The sequence below is a fragment of the Streptomyces sp. NPDC002640 genome (assembly GCF_053592575.1).
The window spans coordinates 1-16,875 of record NZ_JBSFVZ010000006.1 but is presented as its reverse complement, the minus strand read 5'-3'; the positions used below and the strand labels follow the sequence as shown (position 1 = coordinate 16,875).

The window sequence follows — 16,875 nt, the reverse complement described above, 5'->3', positions numbered from 1 at the left end:
CCGGGCCGCCCTACATTCACCTTCCGGCCCGCCCCCTGCGGGCTTTCAGCCATCTTTCCCGGAGCAGCCCCATGAACAGCACTGCCCCGCCCTCCTCCCCGGACCCGGCCGCCACCACCGCCGAGTCGCCCCAGGGCATGCGCAAGATCGCCACCGCCAGCTTCGTCGGTACCGCGATCGAGTTCTACGACTACTACATCTACGGAACGGCCGCCGCCCTCGTCCTCAACGAGGCCTTCTTCCCGGAGCTCTCCAAGACGGCCGGCACCCTGGCGACCCTGTCCACCTTCGCCGTCGGCTTCGCCGCACGCCCCATCGGCGCGGCGATATTCGGCCACTTCGGCGACCGCGTGGGCCGCAAGGCCGTCCTGGTGGTCTCGCTGCTGATGATGGGCCTCTCCACCGGCCTGATCGGCCTGCTCCCCGGCTACGACACGCTGGGCATCCTCGCCCCCGTCCTGCTGGTGCTGCTGCGCCTGATCCAGGGCCTGGGCCTGGGCGGCGAATGGGGCGGCGCGGCCCTGCTCGCCGTCGAGCACGCGCCCCGGAAGAAGCGCGGACTGTACGCGGCGGCCCCCCAACTGGGCTCGCCGGTCGGGTACTTCGCGGCGACCTGCACCTTCCTGCTGCTCGGCGTGGTGATGCCGGACGAGACGTTCGAGAGCTGGGGCTGGCGGATCCCGTTCCTGCTCTCCTTCGTGCTGGTCGCCGTCGGACTGGTGATCCGGCTGCGGATCTCGGAGACCCCCGCCTTCGCCAAGGCGATGGAGCGGCACGGGTCCGCCAAGGCGCCGCTCGCCGAGGCGTTCCGCAAGCACCCCAAGGAGATGCTGCTCGGCGCGGGCATGATCACCGTCGTCTACGTGATGTTCTACACGGCCGCCACCTACTGCATGACCTACACCACGGGCACGTTGGGCATCCCGAAGAACGACATGCTCGCGCTGACCCTGGTCGCGGTGGTGGTGCTCGGCGTCTCCACCTACCTGGTGGCGAAGTGGTCGGACCGGGTCGGCCGTCGCCGGCTGATCATCGCGGGCGCCGCCTTCGGCGTCGTCTGGGGCGCGCTCATCTTCCCCCTGCTGGACACCGGGAACTACGTGCTGATCGCCCTGGCCCTCAGCGGCGCGCTGCTGTGCATGGGCATCATCTACGGCCCGGCGGGCGCATACATGCCGGAACTCTTCGCCACCCGCCTGCGCTACTCGGGCGCCGGTTTCTCCTACAACCTGGGCGGCGTCCTCGGCGGCGCGGTGGCCCCGCTGGTCGTCACCGCCCTGGCGGAGACCTACAGCCCCTCGGCCGGCGGATGGTTCATGAGCGCCATGGCGCTGCTGTCGCTGCTCTGCGTCCTGGCCCTGCCGGAGACGCGGGAACGCGACCTCGACCAGGTCTGAGCCGGGCGGCCCGGCGACCGGTTCCGGAGCCGCGGGGAGGCGCCCTTGTGGGTGGTTGAGGCGTACACAACCATGACCCTCGTCCGTCCCCCCACCGCTCCGGACCCGGAGGTGCCATGTCGCCGCAGCACGACCAGCCCACCACCACCCCCAGCAGGAGAACCGTCCTCACGGCGGCGACCGCCGTGGCCGGCGCCGGAGCGGCCCTGGCGGTCCCCGGTTCCGCCGCGGCCGAGCCGGCGAACGCCACCGGGCGGGCGGGCGGCGGCCCGCCGCCCGCCACCCGGCAGCGCCCCGGCCGCGAACTGCGGGCACTGCTCGCGGAGATCGACCCCGACCGCATCGAGGCCACGGTCCGCAAGCTGGCCTCGTTCGGCACCCGGCACACCCTCTCCGTCCAGGACGACCCGGAGCGCGGCATCGGCGCGGCCCGCGACTGGATCCACGAGCGGATGCGGTCCTACGCCGAAGCCTCCGGCGGCCGGATGACGGTGGAGCTCCAGTCGTACGTCCAGCAGCCCGCGTCCCGCATCCCGGCGCCGACGCGGATCACCAACCTCGTGGCCACCCTGCGCGGTTCGGTCTCCCCCGAGCGGGTGTACGTGGTCTCGGGGCACTACGACTCCCGCGCCACCGACGTGATGGACGCCGAGTCCGACGCGCCGGGTGCCGACGACGACGCCTCCGGGGTGGCCGTCGCCATGGAACTCGCCCGGGTGATGGCCCGCCGTCGCCCCGCCGCCACCATCGTCTTCGCCGCCGTGGCGGGCGAGGAGCAGGGCCTGTACGGGGCCGCGTACATGGCCGAGCGGTACAAGCAGGCCGGCACCGACGTGCAGGGCATGTTCACCAACGACATCGTGGGCAGCCCCAAGGCCGACGACGGCACCGTCGACCCGCACACCATCCGCCTGTTCGCCGAGGGCGTGCCCACCTCGGAGACGCCCGCGGAAGCCACCCGGCGCCTCTCCGTCGGCGGCGAGAACGACTCCCGCTCCCGCCAGCTGGCCCGCTTCGTCCGGGACACCGCGGACAACGACGCCACCGGGATGCACGTCCGCGTCGTCTACCGCCGCGACCGGTACCTGCGCGGCGGCGACCAGATCCCGTTCCTCGAACGCGGTTACGCCGCCGCCCGGTTCACCGAGCCCACCGAGGACTTCGCGCACCAGCACCAGGACGTGCGGGTCGAGGACGGCAAGCAGTACGGGGACCTGCCGGAGTTCTGCGACTTCGCCTACATCGCCCGCGTGGCCAAGGTCAACGCGGCCGCCCTGTGGACCCTCGCGCAGGCGCCCGGCACGCCCACCGGGGTGCGGCTGCTGACCTCCTCCCTGACCAACGCCACGCAGATCGTGTGGGAGCGGGGCGGCGACCCCGACCTGGCGGGCTACGAGGTGGTGTGGCGGGAGACCACGGAGCCGGAGTGGACCCACGTCGTCCCGGCCGGGGACGTCACCGGGTTCGAGCTGGACCTCTCCAAGGACAACGTCTTCTTCGGCGTCCGCGCCGTGGGACGGTCCGGGCTGCGCAGCCCGGTGGCGTTCCCCCGGTGACGCCGGCCCGGCGGTGTCAGTCGGCGTCGCCGGAGGGGGCCGAGGGGTCGCCGCGGAGGTCCCAGGCCAGCTGGGCCACCTGCCGCATCACCGGCAGCATCTCGGGGCGGCCGTCGCCGTCCAGCGCCCGGTACTCGCTGCCGATGGTGATCACCAGCCGCTCGGGCAGGCCGAGTTCGGGGTAGTTGCCCTCCGCGATCACCCGGCGTGCCGCCTCCGCGGGCGGCACGCCGGCCCCGTGGAACGCGTGGGCGCGTTCGGCGACGTACTCCAGGTACCCGATGTGCTCCTTGAGCCCGGCGGCGTCCAGCACCGGGCCGTGCCCGGGCACGAAGGTCCGCGCCCCGGTGGCCAGGAACCGCTCGCACGCGGTGATCAGGTTGCTCAACGGCCCCACCCAGTGCGGCGGATGGTCCCCGGGCTGCGCGGCGGTGCTCCCGAACACCGCGTCCCCGGTGAAGACCACGCCCTGCTCCGGCAGGTGCGCGAACAGGTCCCCGACCGTGTGCCCGGGCGGCAGCGAGCCGAGCAGCACCGGGAACTCCCCGACCCGCAGCTCCAGTTCGCCGGTGAACGTCCTGGAGACCGCCGGGACCTCGGTGGCCGACCAGTCGAAGCCGCCGAAGTGGTGCCGCACGTAGGAGCCCCACGGCGTGCCCGGGTGCGCCGACGCGGCCAGCGCCCGCAGTTGGCCGGGGGTGGGCTCCCCGCCCAGGTGCTCGCGGGCCGCCTCGGTGGCGAGGACCTCCGCGTCCGGCAGCACGCAGGCGCCCCACAGGTGGTCCCCGTTGGCGTGCGTGACGACCACCCTCTCCACCTCGGCCCCGGCCGGCAGCAGCTCACGGCTGGCGCCCAGGAACGCCTCGGCGAGGCCCCGGTCGTAGGGGCTGTCGATCCACAGCGCGGTGGACCCCGACACCAGCAGCCCGCAGTTGGCCAGGCCCCAGCCGCGCCGCGGATGCAGGAGGGCGTGCAGCCCCGGTCCGATCTCCGTGAGGGCCGCTCCGCGCGTGATCGTCATGCCAGGCGATTATGCAGACCTGGCCCACTTCCACCAGCGCGCCGCCCGCCCGTTGGCCGGAACTCATCCCCACCGCACCCGCACCTCACGCCCCACCCGTCACCTGTCCACCCCGGACGGCATGGTGCATTGGGCGTCGCGGTGGGCGTGCAGGGCGGAACTCTTGGCGAGGGCGATCAGGGCCTTCCTGGTCCGCGACTCGCCGGAGCCGCCCGGCTCCTCCAGGTGGACGACGACCCCGAGGTTGTACTGCCCGCCAGGAGCCACACCCTGCGGCGTGCACGGGACGTAGACGGCGGCGACCACGTCCGAGGCGACCGCCCTCTCGCCGGCGGCGAACGGGGTGGGGTTCCCCTCGTTGTCGACCTCCTCCAGCACGTGGTCCTCGAGCCACACCTCGGGCGGATCGCCGGCAGCAGTGTCGTGCTGACGCTGAGGAGCGTGCGGTCCTCCCCCTCGACGAGACAGCTCGCGGAGTACCAGGTCCCCCGCTCGCTCGCGGGGCTGCGTGTCGTCGCTGAACCGGTAGGACGCCTCCTCCGGCAACACGGACCGAAGCGCCTTCACCGCCTCCGGCGCCGGCCCGAGTGTCTCGCACACAGCGGCCTCGCCGATCGCGCCGGCCTTCTTGAACGGCGGAACACCGAGCAGGTAGCCGGCGGTTGCCGACGCTCCGAGCGCAGCCAGGAATACCGCGAGCGCGACGCGGCGCTTCCGGCCCCACGGAGTCACTGCTGTTCCCCGACATCGGACGGCATCGTGCAGTCGGCTCGTTCATGGGCGGAGGCCGCGACACTCCTGGCCAGAGTGATGAGGCCGGCCCGCCTCTGCCCGGTGGACACCTCCCCCGCCTGCTTCAGACGGACCAGGACGCTGAGGTTGTGCTGACCGCCGGGGAGCGCACCGCGAGGCTCGCAGGGAACGAAGATGGCTGCCATCGAATGGGACGCGACGGCCCGGATGCCGGCGTCGAACCGGGTCAGGGAACGCGAGGGGTCCCCCAACGCCACATCCTCCTCCCACATGTCGGGCGGCGCGTCCGGCTGGAACAACGCCCGCACACTCAGCAGTTGCGAGTCGTCGCCGTCGACGAAGCAGTACGCCGCGAATGCGTCGTCCTGCTTGTTTCGGCGGGGGACCGTCTCGTCGTCGAACCGGTAGGAGCCCTGTTCCGGCAGGATGCTTCTGAGCGCCTCCACGGTCTGCTCGGAGGGGCCCAGCGACGCACAGACGGAACTCTCCTCGATCGCGCCCACCTTCTTGAACGGTGGGATGCCGAGCACGTACGCGCCGCCGGCCAGCGCGGTCACCGAAGCGACGGCAGCCAGTGTCGCCACATACCTGGATCGACGCAGACCCATGTCCGTCACCCCTGTTCCAATCGCCGGGGGATCCCCTGGCCGTCGATGGCTTCGCGCACATGCCTGGCCCCGAGGGTGAAACCGTCGTTGGCTCCCCCGGCAGCGGCGTCCACAAGCAGCGACGAGTGCGTGTGCCTCCCCCGTGGGCGAAACGGGTCAGCAACCTATCAAGCGGGCAGGTTTCGCCCGGCCGGTGGAGAGGAGGCGGTCTCACCGCACGCGCACAAAAGGGGCGGAGTGTCGCAGGACCACTCCGCCCCGTGGCCGGAAGTGTGGGGCCGGTCAGCTCGCCAGGGTGCCGGCGGTGGGGGTCTCCGACGGACGGCGGTAGATGCCGTCGCGGCGGTCGAGGTGGCCGAGGTCGACGAGGTAGCGGCGGAGGGTCACATGGTCGACGGGGGCGTCCTCGGCGCACCAGGCGGCGAGGTGGTCGTTGACGGTGCGCTCCGGGTACTCGACGCCGGGCTCGAAGGTCCGCTCCGCGATGTGGCGCAGCACCTGCCGCTTGCGGTCCCAGCGGGCCGGGAGGCGGACCAGGCGGCCGTTGCGGACGAAGGTCTCCAGCAGGGCCTCGGTGGCCGGATTCCCGGTGCCGTGGTCCACGGAGGGCGCCGCGGGACGGCGGGCGGCCTCGCGGAGGCGGGCGTACGCCACGGCCAGTCCCGCCTCGTCCTGCACCAGCGCCCCTCCGTCCACCAGCCGCTGCACGGCCTGCAGGGCGTCCTTCGGCCGCACCCCCGCCCGCTCGGCGGCGTCGGCCGCGGTGCGTGCGCCGAGGGTCACGGCGGCGAAGATCCGGGCGCGGGTGACGTCGGCGAGGAGACGGGTCAGGTCCGGGGCGTCGGTGGGGTCCGGGAGCATGTGGGGGCCTTCCTGGCGAGGGGCGGACGGGCCGCCGGGCGGTCCGGGCGGTCCGAGCGGCCCGCGTGGTCCGGGTGTCCGGGCGGTCCGGGTGGTCGACCGGTCCGATGATGGCCCGTCGGTGACGCCGGGCGCTTCCCAATTTCCGTGGGCGCCCGCGTCGCCCGCGCCGCCCGCGCCGCTCCGCGGCTCGATCCCGCCCTGGCGGTACCGGCCTCACGCCTGTGGGCCAGGCCCAACCCTGGCGGTACCGGCCTCACGCCCGTGGCCCATACCCAGCCCCGGCGGTACCGGCCTTCCGCCGGTGGGCAGGCCCAGCCCTTGCGGGCCCGGCCCTCCACCCGTTGGCCCGGTCCTCCCGCCCGTAGGGCAGGCGCAGGCCCCCGCGGTCCCGCCCCGCGCCCCCCCGGGGGCCAAGCCACGGCTGCCGCACGGCACCCCCGGTGACCGGCCGTCCACCCCCCACCCCCACCCTCCCCGCCCGCTCCTCCGCCTCCACACTGGGACGGACAGACGCCACCCAGCGAAGGACAGAGGAACCGGTCACGATGACCCCCGCCCGAGGGAAGCTCCGCATCTACCTCGGCGCCGCCCCCGGCGTCGGCAAGACCTGCGCGATGCTGGAGGAGGCCCACCGCCGGGTGGAACGCGGCACGGACTGCGTGGTCGCCGTCGTGGACCACCGCGACCGACCCCGCACCGAGCGGCGGCTCGACGGGCTGGAGGCGGTCGCCCGGCGGCCCGACGGCGAGGTCGACGTGCCCGCCGTGCTGCGGCGGTCGCCCGCGGTCGCCCTGGTGGACGACCTGGCGCACACCAACGCCCCCGGCGGACGCAACGCCAAGCGCTGGCAGGACGTCGTGGAACTCCTCGACGCCGGGATCGAGGTGATCACCACCGTCAACATCCAGCACCTGGAGTCCCTGGGCGACCTGGTGAAGTCGATCACCGGCGTGCGGGAGCCGGAGACCGTGCCGGACGAGATGGTCCGCCGCGCCGACCAGATCGAGCTGGTCGACATGTCGCCCCCCGCGCTGCGCCGCCGCCTCGCGCACGGCAACGTGTACCCCCCGGACCGGATCGACGCGCAGGTCTCGCACTACTTCCGCCTCGGCAACCTCACCGCGCTGCGGGAGCTGGCGCTGCTGTGGGTCGCGGACCGGGTCGACGAGTACCTGACCCGCTACCGCAGCGAGCACCGGGTCTCCGCCGTCTGGGGCTCCCGCGAACGCATCGTGGTCGGGCTGACCGGGGGACCGGAGGGCCGCACGCTGATACGGCGGGCCGCCCGGCTCGCCGAGAAGGGCGCCGGCGGCGAGGTCCTCGCCCTGCACGTCACCAGCCGCGACGGCCGCCTGCCGCCCGCGCCGCCCCGCGAACTGGCGCTCCAGCGCACCCTCGTCGAGGAACTCGGCGGCACCTTCCACCACGTCGTCGGCGAGGACGTGCCCACCGCCCTCCTGGACTTCGCCCGCGGGCTGAACGCCACCCAGATCGTGCTCGGCGTCTCCCGCCGCAAGGCCTGGCACCACGTCCTCGGCCCCGGCGTCAGCGCCACCGTCGCACGCGACTCCGGGCCGGACATCGACGTCCACCTGGTCACCCACGCCGAGGCCGGCAAGGGCCGCGGCCTGCCGATCGCCCGCGGCAGCCGGCTCGGCCGGTCCCGGACGGTGGCCGGCTGGGCGACCGGCGTGGCCGGCCCCGCGCTGCTCACCCTCCTGCTGCTCGGCGTCGGCGGCAGCATCGGCCTGGCCAACGAGATGCTGCTCTTCCTCGCGCTGACCGTCGCCACCGCGCTGCTCGGCGGGCTGCTGCCCTCCCTCGCCTCCGCGGCCGTCGGAACCCTGCTGCTCAACTGGTACTTCACCCCGCCCGAGGGCACCCTCAGCATCTCCGAGCCCCGCAACGTGCTCGCCCTCGCCGTGTTCGTGTCCGTCGCGGTCTCGGTCGCCTCCGCCGTCGACCTGGCCGCCCGCCGCGCCCAGCAGGCGGTCCGGCTGCGGGCCGAGGCGGAGGTCCTCTCCTACCTCGCCGGCAGCCTGCTCCGCGGCGGCTCCGGACTGCAGGCGCTGCTGGAACGGGTCCGGGAGACGTTCTCCCTGGAATCGGCCGCCCTGCTGGAACGCGAGGACACCGACGCCCGCTGGACCTGCGCGGGCAGCGTCGGCCCGGGACCCGCGGCGGCCCGGCCCGAGGACGCCGACGTGGAGGTGCCGGTCGGCGACCGCATGGTGCTCGCGCTGTCCGGCCGGGTGCTGCCCGCCGAGGACCGGCGGGTACTCGCGGCGTTCGGCGCGCAGGCCGCCGTGGCGCTGGAGCACCAGCGGCTGCGCCGCGAGGCGGAACGGGCCAGGGAACTGGCCGAGGGCAACCGGATCCGCACCGCGCTGCTCGCCGCGGTCAGCCACGACCTGCGCACCCCGCTCGCCGGGATCAAGGCGTCGGTGTCCTCCCTGCGGTCGGAGGACGTGGAGTGGTCGCCGCAGGACCGGGCGGAACTGCTGGCCGCCATCGAGGACGGCGCCGACCGGCTGGACCAGCTGGTCGGGAACCTGCTGGACATGTCCCGGCTGCACACCGGCACCGTCACCCCGCTGATCCGGGAGGTCGACCTCGACGAGGTGGTGCCCAGGGCCCTGGGCGGGGTGCCGCAGGACCAGGCGGGGCGGGTGGCGCTGGACGTGCCGGAGTCCCTGCCGATGGTGGCCGCCGACCCGGGCCTGCTGGAGCGGGTGCTCGCCAACGTGGTGGAGAACGCGGTGAAGTACAGCCCGGCGCCCGCCCCGGTGCGGGTGTCGGCCAGCGCGCTCGGGGACCGGGTGGAACTGCGGGTGGTGGACCGGGGGCCCGGCGTGCCCGAGGAGACCAAGGAGCGCATGTTCGAACCGTTCCAGCGGCTCGGGGACGCCCCGCGCGGCGTCGGGGTCGGCCTGGGGCTCGCGGTGGCGCGCGGATTCGCCGAGGCGATGCGCGGGGCGCTGACCGCCGAGGACACCCCCGGCGGCGGGCTCACCATGGTCCTCACCCTGCCGGCGTCCCGCAGAGGGGTGGCCGGGGAAGCGGTGTCGGCACGGCGCGCGTAGTCTCCCGGAGGGCCGGTGAGGAGCACCGGCGCGACGCACGAGCGACACGGAGAGAGGCGACCGTCATGCCGCGCAGCACGGGGGACGGGGCCCACCGGGCGGGACCCACCCGGGTTCTGGTGGTGGACGACGAACCGCAGATGGCGCGGGCCCTGGTCATCAACCTCAAGGCACGGCACTACGCGGTGGACGTGGCCGCCGACGGCGGGCAGGCGCTCCGGCTGGCCGTCGAACGGCACCCGGACGTGGTCCTGCTCGACCTGGGCCTGCCCGACATGGACGGCGTCGAGGTGCTGCGCGGGCTGCGCGGCTGGACCCGGGTGCCGGTGATCGTGCTGTCGGCACGGCACAGCAGCGACGAGAAGGTGGCGGCCCTGGACGCCGGCGCCGACGACTACGTGACCAAGCCGTTCGGCATGGACGAGCTGATGGCGCGGGTCCGGGCGGCGGTCCGGCGCGCCGAACCGGTCGGAGCGCCCGACTCCGGCGGCGAGGGCGTCGTCGAGACCGGCGACTTCACCGTCGACCTGATCGCCAAGAAGGTCAGCCGGGACGGCCACGACGTGCGGCTCACCCCGACGGAGTGGCACCTGCTGGAGATCCTGATCAGCAACCCGGGCCGCCTGGTGAGCCAGAAGCAGCTCCTCCAGGAGGTCTGGGGGCCCACGTACACCAAGGAGACCAACTACCTGCGGGTGTACATGGCGCAGCTGCGCCGGAAGCTGGAGGACGACCCGTCCCACCCCCGGCACTTCATCACCGAGCCGGGCATGGGCTACCGCTTCGAGCTCTGAACGGCCCGCGGCCGCGGCACGGGGGGTTGCGGGCCCGGCCCGGTATCCGATCTCGTGGGGGCCGGACCGTACGACGGGAGGTTCCATGCGGATCGGACTCTTCGCCACCTGTCTGGGCGACACCCTCTTCCCCGACGCGGTGAAGGCCACCGCCGTGCTGCTCACCCGGCTGGGCCACGAGGTGGTCTTCCCGCCGGGTCAGACCTGCTGCGGCCAGATGCACGTCAACACCGGCTACCAGCGTGAGGCCGCGCCCCTGGTGCGCGGCTTCGCCGAGCAGTTCGGCGATCCCTCGCTGGACGCCGTGGTCATGCCCTCCGCCTCGTGCGCCGGCTCGGTCCGCCACCAGCACGCCCTCGTCGCCGAACGCCACGGCGACGCGGCCCTGCGCGGGCGGGTGGCCGCCGTCGGGGCGAAGACCTACGAGCTGTCCGAACTGCTGGTCGACGTGCTGGGCGTCACCGACGTCGGCGCCCACTTCCCGCACCGCGTCACCTACCACCCCACCTGCCACTCGCTGCGGATGCTCCGGGTGGGGGACAGGCCGCTGCGGCTGCTGCGGGCGGTGGAGGGCATCGACCTCGTGGAACTGCCCGAGGCGGACGCCTGCTGCGGCTTCGGCGGCACCTTCGCGCTGAAGAACGCCGAGACCTCCGCGGCGATGCTGCGGGACAAGACCGGCCACGTCCGCGCCACCGGCGCCGACGTCTGCACGGCGGGCGACTCCTCCTGCCTGATGCACATCGGCGGCGGACTCTCCCGTGCCGGGGCCGGCACCCGCACCCTGCACCTGGCGCAGATCCTCGCCGCCACCCGCACCTCCCCCTGCCCCCTCCCGCGACCGGAGGCCGCCCGATGAGCAGCGATCCCGCGCGCCCGACGAGCGGCGGCCCCGCGCGCCCGGACCGGTCCGCGGGCGCCTTCCTCGGCATGCCCGCCGTCCCGCCCCGCTCGCCCCACGGCACCGGCAACCTCCGCGGCGACCGCCCGTTCCCCGAGGCCGCGCACGACGAGCTCCGCGACGGGCAGCTGCGCCGCAACCTCGCCCGGGCCACCCGCACCATCCGCGGCAAGCGGCTGGCGGTGACCGGCGAGCTCCCCGACTGGGAGGCGCTCCGCGACGCCGGGGCGGCGATCAAGGCCGACACCATGAACCGGCTCCCGGAGCTGCTGGAGGAGCTCGAGCGCAAGGTCACCGAACGCGGCGGCACCGTGCACTGGGCGCGCGACGGAGTCGAGGCCAACGAGATCGTCACCCGGCTGGTCCGGGCGACCGGCAGCGACGAGGTCATCAAGGTCAAGTCGATGGCCACCCAGGAGATCGGCCTCAACGAGCACCTGGAGAGCCAGGGCGTCGCCGCCCACGAGACGGACCTGGCCGAACTGATCGTCCAGCTCGCCGGCGACCGGCCCTCGCACATCCTGGTCCCGGCCATCCACCGCAACCGCGAGGAGATCCGCGACATCTTCCGCGCCCGTCTCCCCGGCGTCGACCCCGCACTGGACGCGGTGCCCGCGCACCTGGCGGCGGCCGCCCGCGCCTACCTGCGGGAGAAGTTCCTGACCGTGCCGGTCGCCGTCTCCGGCGCCAACTTCGGCATCGCCGAGACCGGCACCCTCTCCGTCGTCGAGTCCGAGGGCAACGGCCGGATGTGCCTGACCCTGCCCCGCACGCTGATCACCGTCATGGGCATCGAGAAGGTGCTGCCCCGCTACCGGGACCTGGAGGTCTTCCTCCAGCTGCTGCCCCGGTCGTCCACGGGGGAGCGGATGAACCCGTACACCTCGCTGTGGACGGGCGTGACCCCCGGCGACGGGCCCGAGGAGTTCCACCTGGTCCTCCTCGACAACGGCCGGACCGCCGCGCTGGCCGACCGGATCGGCCGCGAGGCGCTCCACTGCATCCGCTGCTCCGCCTGCCTCAACGTCTGCCCGGTGTACGAGCGCACCGGCGGCCACTCCTACGGCTCCACCTACCCGGGCCCGATCGGGGCGGTGCTCACCCCGCAGCTCGCCGGGATGGACGCCGCCCGGAAGGACCCCAACAGCTCGCTGCCGTACGCGTCCACGCTCTGCGGCGCCTGCTTCGACGCCTGCCCGGTGAAGATCGACATCCCGTCGCTGCTGGTCGAGCTGCGGCACCAGCACACCGAGCAGGCAGGCCCCACGGCGGAGAAGCTGGCGATGAAGGCGGCCGCCGCCGTCATGAAGCACCCGAGGCTCTTCACGGCCGCGCAGAAGGCGGCCGCGCCGGCCCGTCTGGCCGCCGGGCGGGACGGGGTGATCTCCCGCCTGCCCCCGCCGTTCGACGGCTGGAGCGACAGCCGCGACCTGCCCGCCCCGCCCCGGCGGACCTTCCGCGACTGGATGGCCTCCGAGGAAGGCGCCGCCACCCTGCGCGCCGCCGCCGAGGAGGGCCGCCGCACCCGCGGCGACGACCCCCGCGAGTCCGCCGCCCCCGAGAACGGAACCCACGCCGACGCCGAGCACGGCGACCGCGCCGAGCACGGCGACCACGACGACCGCGCCGAGCACGGCGACCACGACGACGAGGAGACACGGTGACAGCGAGCGCGCGTGACACGGTGCTCGGCCGGATCCGGGACGCCCGCGCCCTGGCCGGCGCGCGCGAGGTGACGGTCGAGCGCGCCTACCGCACCGGCCGCACCCTCCCCGACGACGAGCGGCTCGCCCTCCTCACCGACCGCCTCGTCGACTACAAGGCGCGGGTACGGGTCTGCACCGCCGACCGCACCGCCCGGACGGTCGCCGAGGCACTGCGGGAGCGCGGCGCCCGCCGGATCGGCGTGCCCGCCGGGCTCGACCCGTCCTGGCTCACCGCCCACGACGGGGAGGTCCTGCGGGACCGCGCCGACATCCCCGCGCCCCGCCTCGGCGACCTCGACGGCGTTGTCACCGCCTCGGCCGTGACCTGCGCGGAGACCGGGACCATCTTCCTCGACGGCTCCCCGGACCAGGGCCGTCGCGCCCTGTCGCTCGTGCCCGACCTGCACGTGTGCGTGGTGGACCTGTCCTCCGTCGTCGTCGGGGTGCCCGAGGCGATCGCCCGGCTGGTGCCGGAGCGGCCGACGACGCTGATCAGCGGGCCGTCGGCCACCTCCGACATCGAGCTCGAACGGGTCGAGGGCGTGCACGGCCCCCGCACCCTCGAGGTGATCGTCCGCACCGACGCGTGACCGGCCCGGGCCGCCGCGAAGCACTCCTAGGCGACCACGCGGAAGGTCTCCAGCTTCCCGTCGGCGGCGTCCGGCAGCAGCATCCCCGCGGCCACGCCGCTGCGGAGGTAGTCCACGACCTCCTGGGTGATCACCTCGCCGGGCACCACGGCCGGCACACCCGGCGGGTACGGCGTGATCGTCTCCGCCGCCACCCGCCCGGCGGCCCGGTCGGCGGGGACGTGGTCGACGGTGCCGAAGAAGGCGTCGCGCGGCCGGATCGCCTGCTCCAGCTCCAACCCGCCCGCCGCGGGCAGCAGCACCCGCGGCGGCCGCTCGATGCTGTCGGCGTCCTTGACGAGCCGCCCCAGTGACTCCACCAGCAGGGCCTCGGTGCGGTCGTCGTCGCCGTGGGTGATCTGCGGGCAGATCCGGAGGGTGTCGGCGGACCCGACGTCGACGTGACAAGTGGCGCGCAGCCATTCGGCGGCCTGCATGCCGGTGATGCCGAGTTCGCGGACGTCGATGGTCATCTTCAGCGGGTCGTGCTCGTGGGCCAGGCGCTGGTGGACGATCTCCTCGCCCATCACCGACAGCCCGGGCATCGCGTCGACCGCCTCCCGGATCCGCCGGGCCCGGGCCAGCGCGGTGCCCAGCAGGTCACGGCCCTGCTCCACCATCTGCCGCCGCCAGCCGTCCAGCGTCGCGTAGACCAGCGAGGAGGAGCTGGTGGTGCCCAGCAGGTCCTCGCGCTGCGCGAGCACCTCCGGGGAGATCCGGTCGCCCTTGAGGTGGAACACCGAACTCTGCTCGATCGCGCCGCCCATCTTGTGGACGCTGGTGACCACCAGGTCGGCCCCGGCGTCCATGCCCCAGGTCGGCAGCTCGGGATGGAACGGCAGGTGCGCGCCCCAGGCCTCGTCGACGATCAACGGGACGCCGAACTCGTGGCAGACGTCGGCCACGCCCCGGATGTCGGCGCAGGACCCCCAGTCGGTGGGCGTGATCAGCAGCATCCCCTTGGCGTCCGGGTGCTCCTCCAGCCTGCGGCGCACGTCGTCCGGCTCCGGCGGATGGGCCAGGTGCCGCTCGGCGTCGAACTTGGGGTGCACCCAGATCGGGGTCACCCCGTTGATGATCACCGCGGCGATCACCGACTTGTGGGAGTTGCGGGAGATCAGCAGCTTCTCCCCTGGACCCGCCACCGCGAGCATCCCGGTCTTCACGGAGAGGGAGCTGCCGCAGGTGGAGAAGAACGCCTGGTCCGCGCCGACCGCGTCGGCCATCAGCTCCTGGGCGTCGCTGAGCACGCCCTGGGACAGGCGGCGGTCGTCGAGGCCGTTCATGTTCAGCACGTCGGAGGCGAAGACGCCCTCGCCGAGGATCTTCTTGACCCGCGGGTCGGCGCCGCGGCCCTGACGGTGGCCCGGCGGCCCGTAGACGACGTCCCCCCGTCGACGGAACTCCTCCAGCGCCTCGAGCACGGGCACGCGTGCATGATCCACGGGTCCTCCTCCTTCACGTCCGGCCGGCGGGTCGGGTCACCGTGTACGGGTCGCCCCTGGCCCCGGGCGCAAACGCGGGGCGCCCGCGTCCCCGCGGGTGAGGACTGATCGCGGGAACCTCCGGGAACACGTGGGAAACCGCTCGCTCGAGAGCTCACCGAGGGACTCGAGAGCTCACTAGAGAAAGGCCCCCGTGCGCACCGTCGGCGTCGAAGAAGAACTGCTCCTGGTCGATCCGGAGACGGGGGACCCCCGTGCCCTCTCCGCGGCCGTACTGGCCCGGGCGGAGCGCGACCCCGCGGACTCCGACGTGTTCGAGAAGGAGCTCCACGGCCAGATGCTGGAGTTCGCCACGCATCCCCAGTCCTCCCTCGCGGAGCTCGAGAAGGAGATCGTCCGCTGCCGGGCGGACGCCGCCCGGCACGCCGCGTCCACCGGCGCCGCGGTCGCCGCGCTGGCCACCTCCCCGCTCCCGGTGAGCCCCCAGGTCAGCACCAACGAGCGCTACCAGTGGATGGTCGACCGCTACGGCCTGCCCACCCAGGAGCAGATGGTGTGCGGCTGCCACGTCCACGTGTCGGTGGAGTCGGACGAGGAGGGCGTCGCGGTCCTCGACCGGATCCGCAACTGGCTGCCCGTCCTCACCGCGCTGAGCGCCAACTCCCCGTTCTGGCAGGGCAAGGAGACCGGCTACCGCAGCTACCGCCGGCAGGTGTGGGAGCGCTGGCCCTCGGCCGGCTCGACCGAGCCGTTCGGCAGCCCCGAGGAGTACCACCGCCGCACCGACGCGATGGTCGCCACCGGCGCCATCCTCGACCGGCACATGGCGTACTACGACGCCCGCCTCTCCGACCGGTACCCCACGGTGGAGATCCGCGTCTCCGACGTCTGCCTGGACGCCGACACGCCGGTGCTGATAGCCGCCCTCGCCCGCGGCCTGGTGGACACCGCGGCCGCGCAGTGGCGGGCCGGCGTGGAGCCCGCCGCTCCCGCGAGCGTCAGCCTGCTGAAGCTGGCGGCCTGGCAGGCGTCCAGCTCCGGCCTCGAGGGCGACCTGCTGCACCCGCTCACCTTCCGCCCCGCACCGGCCCGCGAGGTGGTCACCGCCCTCCTCGAGCACCTCGACGACGCGCTCGGCGCGAACGGTGACCGCGACCTCGCCCACCGCACGGTGGAGCGCCTGTTCGCCGAGGGCAACGGGGCGCGGGTCCAGTACGAGGTGTGGGAGAAGACCGGCAGCCTGCGCGACGTCGTCCTGGAGGCCGTCCGCCGCACGGCCGCCGGCACCCCCTGAAGCACCCCCCGAACCGGCGGATCCGCCCCGCCGCCGCGAAGCCCCCGGCCCGCCCCGTCCGGGGGCTTTCGCCTGCCCGGGGGCGGGGGACGGGGGCGGGGGGACCGGTTGAGCCGGGGGATAGGTCTTTTGACATAGCTATCGTCCAGTACCTATCCTGTTCGTCATGTCCGATTCCAGCGCGCGCTCCCGGCGCACCGACCGCGTGGCCTTCGGCCTCGCGGCGTGCCTGCCCGCGCTGCACCGGACCCTCGAGCGGCGGGTGGCACGCGAGTACCACGTGCCCAAGCCCTCCGAGGCCCAGCTCGCCCTCCTGCGCCACGTCGAGCGACACGACGGCGCCACGGTCCGCGAGGCCGCCGAGGCCCTGCAGATGAAGCCCAACAACGTCAGCGCGCTGGTGTCGCAGCTCACCGAGCAGGGTGAGCTCGAGCGGCGCCAGGACGGCGTCGACAAGCGCATCGCCCATCTGCACCTCACCGAGACGTCGCGCCGCCGTATCGCGGAGGTGCGGGAGCTCGAGACCGGTGTGCTCGGCGAGGCACTGCACGCGCTCACGGACGGCGAGCTCGACGCCCTCGGCTCCGCGCTGGGCGCCCTGGCCGCCCTGGAGCGCGCCGTCCGCGACGGCGGCTAGTACCGGTCGGTCCCGGCCGCTCCGAGCGGGCCGGTATCGGCGAGGGCCCTGCCGCCCTCCGGCGGCCCTCCCTCAAGGGCGTCGTCCCCCGCCCCCGTTATCTTCTTCGCGGTCCTGCAAGAGGGCCGCTGGCCTCCGGGCCCGGCATGACTGTTGCCCCCTGTCGAACGGATGACCTGGGGGGTGG

At 74.0% G+C, this 16,875-nt stretch carries 14 protein-coding genes; 9 read left to right on the top strand and 5 right to left on the bottom strand.

Features of this window, described 5'->3' with window-relative positions; translation table 11 throughout:
- Positions 1-71 precede the first annotated feature (71 nt).
- A complete protein-coding gene (locus ACWD3O_RS10045) occupies positions 72-1,397 on the top strand; it encodes an MFS transporter (RefSeq protein ID WP_451409282.1) in 1,326 nt (441 codons plus the stop codon).
- A gap of 116 nt (positions 1,398-1,513) precedes the next feature.
- Complete coding sequence (locus tag ACWD3O_RS10040) at positions 1,514-2,953, top strand: M28 family metallopeptidase (protein WP_451415524.1); 1,440 nt, start codon at positions 1,514-1,516, stop codon at positions 2,951-2,953.
- A 16-nt stretch (positions 2,954-2,969) separates the two neighbouring features.
- On the opposite strand, the gene ACWD3O_RS10035 is transcribed toward ACWD3O_RS10040, so the two are convergent.
- The 4 genes from ACWD3O_RS10035 to ACWD3O_RS10020 all read right to left on the bottom strand — a co-directional run bounded on the left by ACWD3O_RS10035 (position 2,970) and on the right by ACWD3O_RS10020 (position 6,196).
- Positions 2,970-3,974 carry an MBL fold metallo-hydrolase gene (locus ACWD3O_RS10035; RefSeq protein ID WP_451415523.1) on the bottom strand — a complete coding sequence of 335 codons (1,005 nt, stop codon included), beginning with the start codon at positions 3,972-3,974 and terminating at the stop codon, positions 2,970-2,972.
- Between the two features lie 99 nt (positions 3,975-4,073).
- Positions 4,074-4,706: a hypothetical protein gene (locus ACWD3O_RS10030; RefSeq protein WP_451415522.1), complete on the bottom strand. Its 633-nt coding sequence runs from the start codon at positions 4,704-4,706 to the stop codon at positions 4,074-4,076.
- On the bottom strand, positions 4,703-5,284 hold the full coding sequence (locus tag ACWD3O_RS10025) for a hypothetical protein (RefSeq protein ID WP_451415521.1): 582 nt from the start codon (positions 5,282-5,284) through the stop codon (positions 4,703-4,705). Before ACWD3O_RS10025 ends, ACWD3O_RS10030 begins: the two co-directional genes overlap by 4 nt.
- Before the next feature lie 333 nt (positions 5,285-5,617).
- Positions 5,618-6,196, bottom strand: coding sequence for a DUF2087 domain-containing protein (locus ACWD3O_RS10020; RefSeq protein ID WP_451415520.1), 579 nt, complete (start codon positions 6,194-6,196; stop codon positions 5,618-5,620).
- Positions 6,197-6,744: 548 nt separating this feature from the next.
- Here ACWD3O_RS10020 and ACWD3O_RS10015 point away from each other — a divergent pair.
- The 5 genes from ACWD3O_RS10015 to ACWD3O_RS09995 all read left to right on the top strand — a co-directional run bounded on the left by ACWD3O_RS10015 (position 6,745) and on the right by ACWD3O_RS09995 (position 13,273).
- Positions 6,745-9,282, top strand: coding sequence for an ATP-binding protein (locus tag ACWD3O_RS10015; protein ID WP_451415519.1), 2,538 nt, complete (start codon positions 6,745-6,747; stop codon positions 9,280-9,282).
- A gap of 65 nt (positions 9,283-9,347) precedes the next feature.
- Entirely contained in the window at positions 9,348-10,076 is a 729-nt protein-coding gene (locus ACWD3O_RS10010) for a response regulator (RefSeq protein WP_451409290.1), read from the top strand.
- An 85-nt stretch (positions 10,077-10,161) separates the two neighbouring features.
- On the top strand, positions 10,162-10,935 hold the full coding sequence (locus ACWD3O_RS10005) for a (Fe-S)-binding protein (RefSeq protein ID WP_451409291.1): 774 nt from the start codon (positions 10,162-10,164) through the stop codon (positions 10,933-10,935).
- A gap of 71 nt (positions 10,936-11,006) precedes the next feature.
- Positions 11,007-12,641, top strand: coding sequence for a lactate utilization protein B (locus ACWD3O_RS10000; protein WP_451415696.1), 1,635 nt, complete (start codon positions 11,007-11,009; stop codon positions 12,639-12,641).
- Positions 12,638-13,273 carry a LutC/YkgG family protein gene (locus ACWD3O_RS09995; protein WP_451415518.1) on the top strand — a complete coding sequence of 212 codons (636 nt, stop codon included), beginning with the start codon at positions 12,638-12,640 and terminating at the stop codon, positions 13,271-13,273. Before ACWD3O_RS10000 ends, ACWD3O_RS09995 begins: the two co-directional genes overlap by 4 nt.
- 26 nt (positions 13,274-13,299) lie before the next feature.
- Here ACWD3O_RS09995 and ACWD3O_RS09990 read toward each other — a convergent pair whose 3' ends face one another.
- Entirely contained in the window at positions 13,300-14,757 is a 1,458-nt protein-coding gene (locus tag ACWD3O_RS09990) for an aminotransferase class I/II-fold pyridoxal phosphate-dependent enzyme (RefSeq protein WP_451415517.1), read from the bottom strand.
- A gap of 193 nt (positions 14,758-14,950) precedes the next feature.
- On the opposite strand from ACWD3O_RS09990, the gene ACWD3O_RS09985 reads away from it, so the two are divergent.
- A complete protein-coding gene (locus tag ACWD3O_RS09985) occupies positions 14,951-16,051 on the top strand; it encodes a glutamate--cysteine ligase 2 (RefSeq protein ID WP_451415516.1) in 1,101 nt (366 codons plus the stop codon).
- A 166-nt stretch (positions 16,052-16,217) separates the two neighbouring features.
- Positions 16,218-16,688 carry a MarR family winged helix-turn-helix transcriptional regulator gene (locus tag ACWD3O_RS09980; protein WP_451415515.1) on the top strand — a complete coding sequence of 157 codons (471 nt, stop codon included), beginning with the start codon at positions 16,218-16,220 and terminating at the stop codon, positions 16,686-16,688.
- Positions 16,689-16,875: the final 187 nt, after the last annotated feature.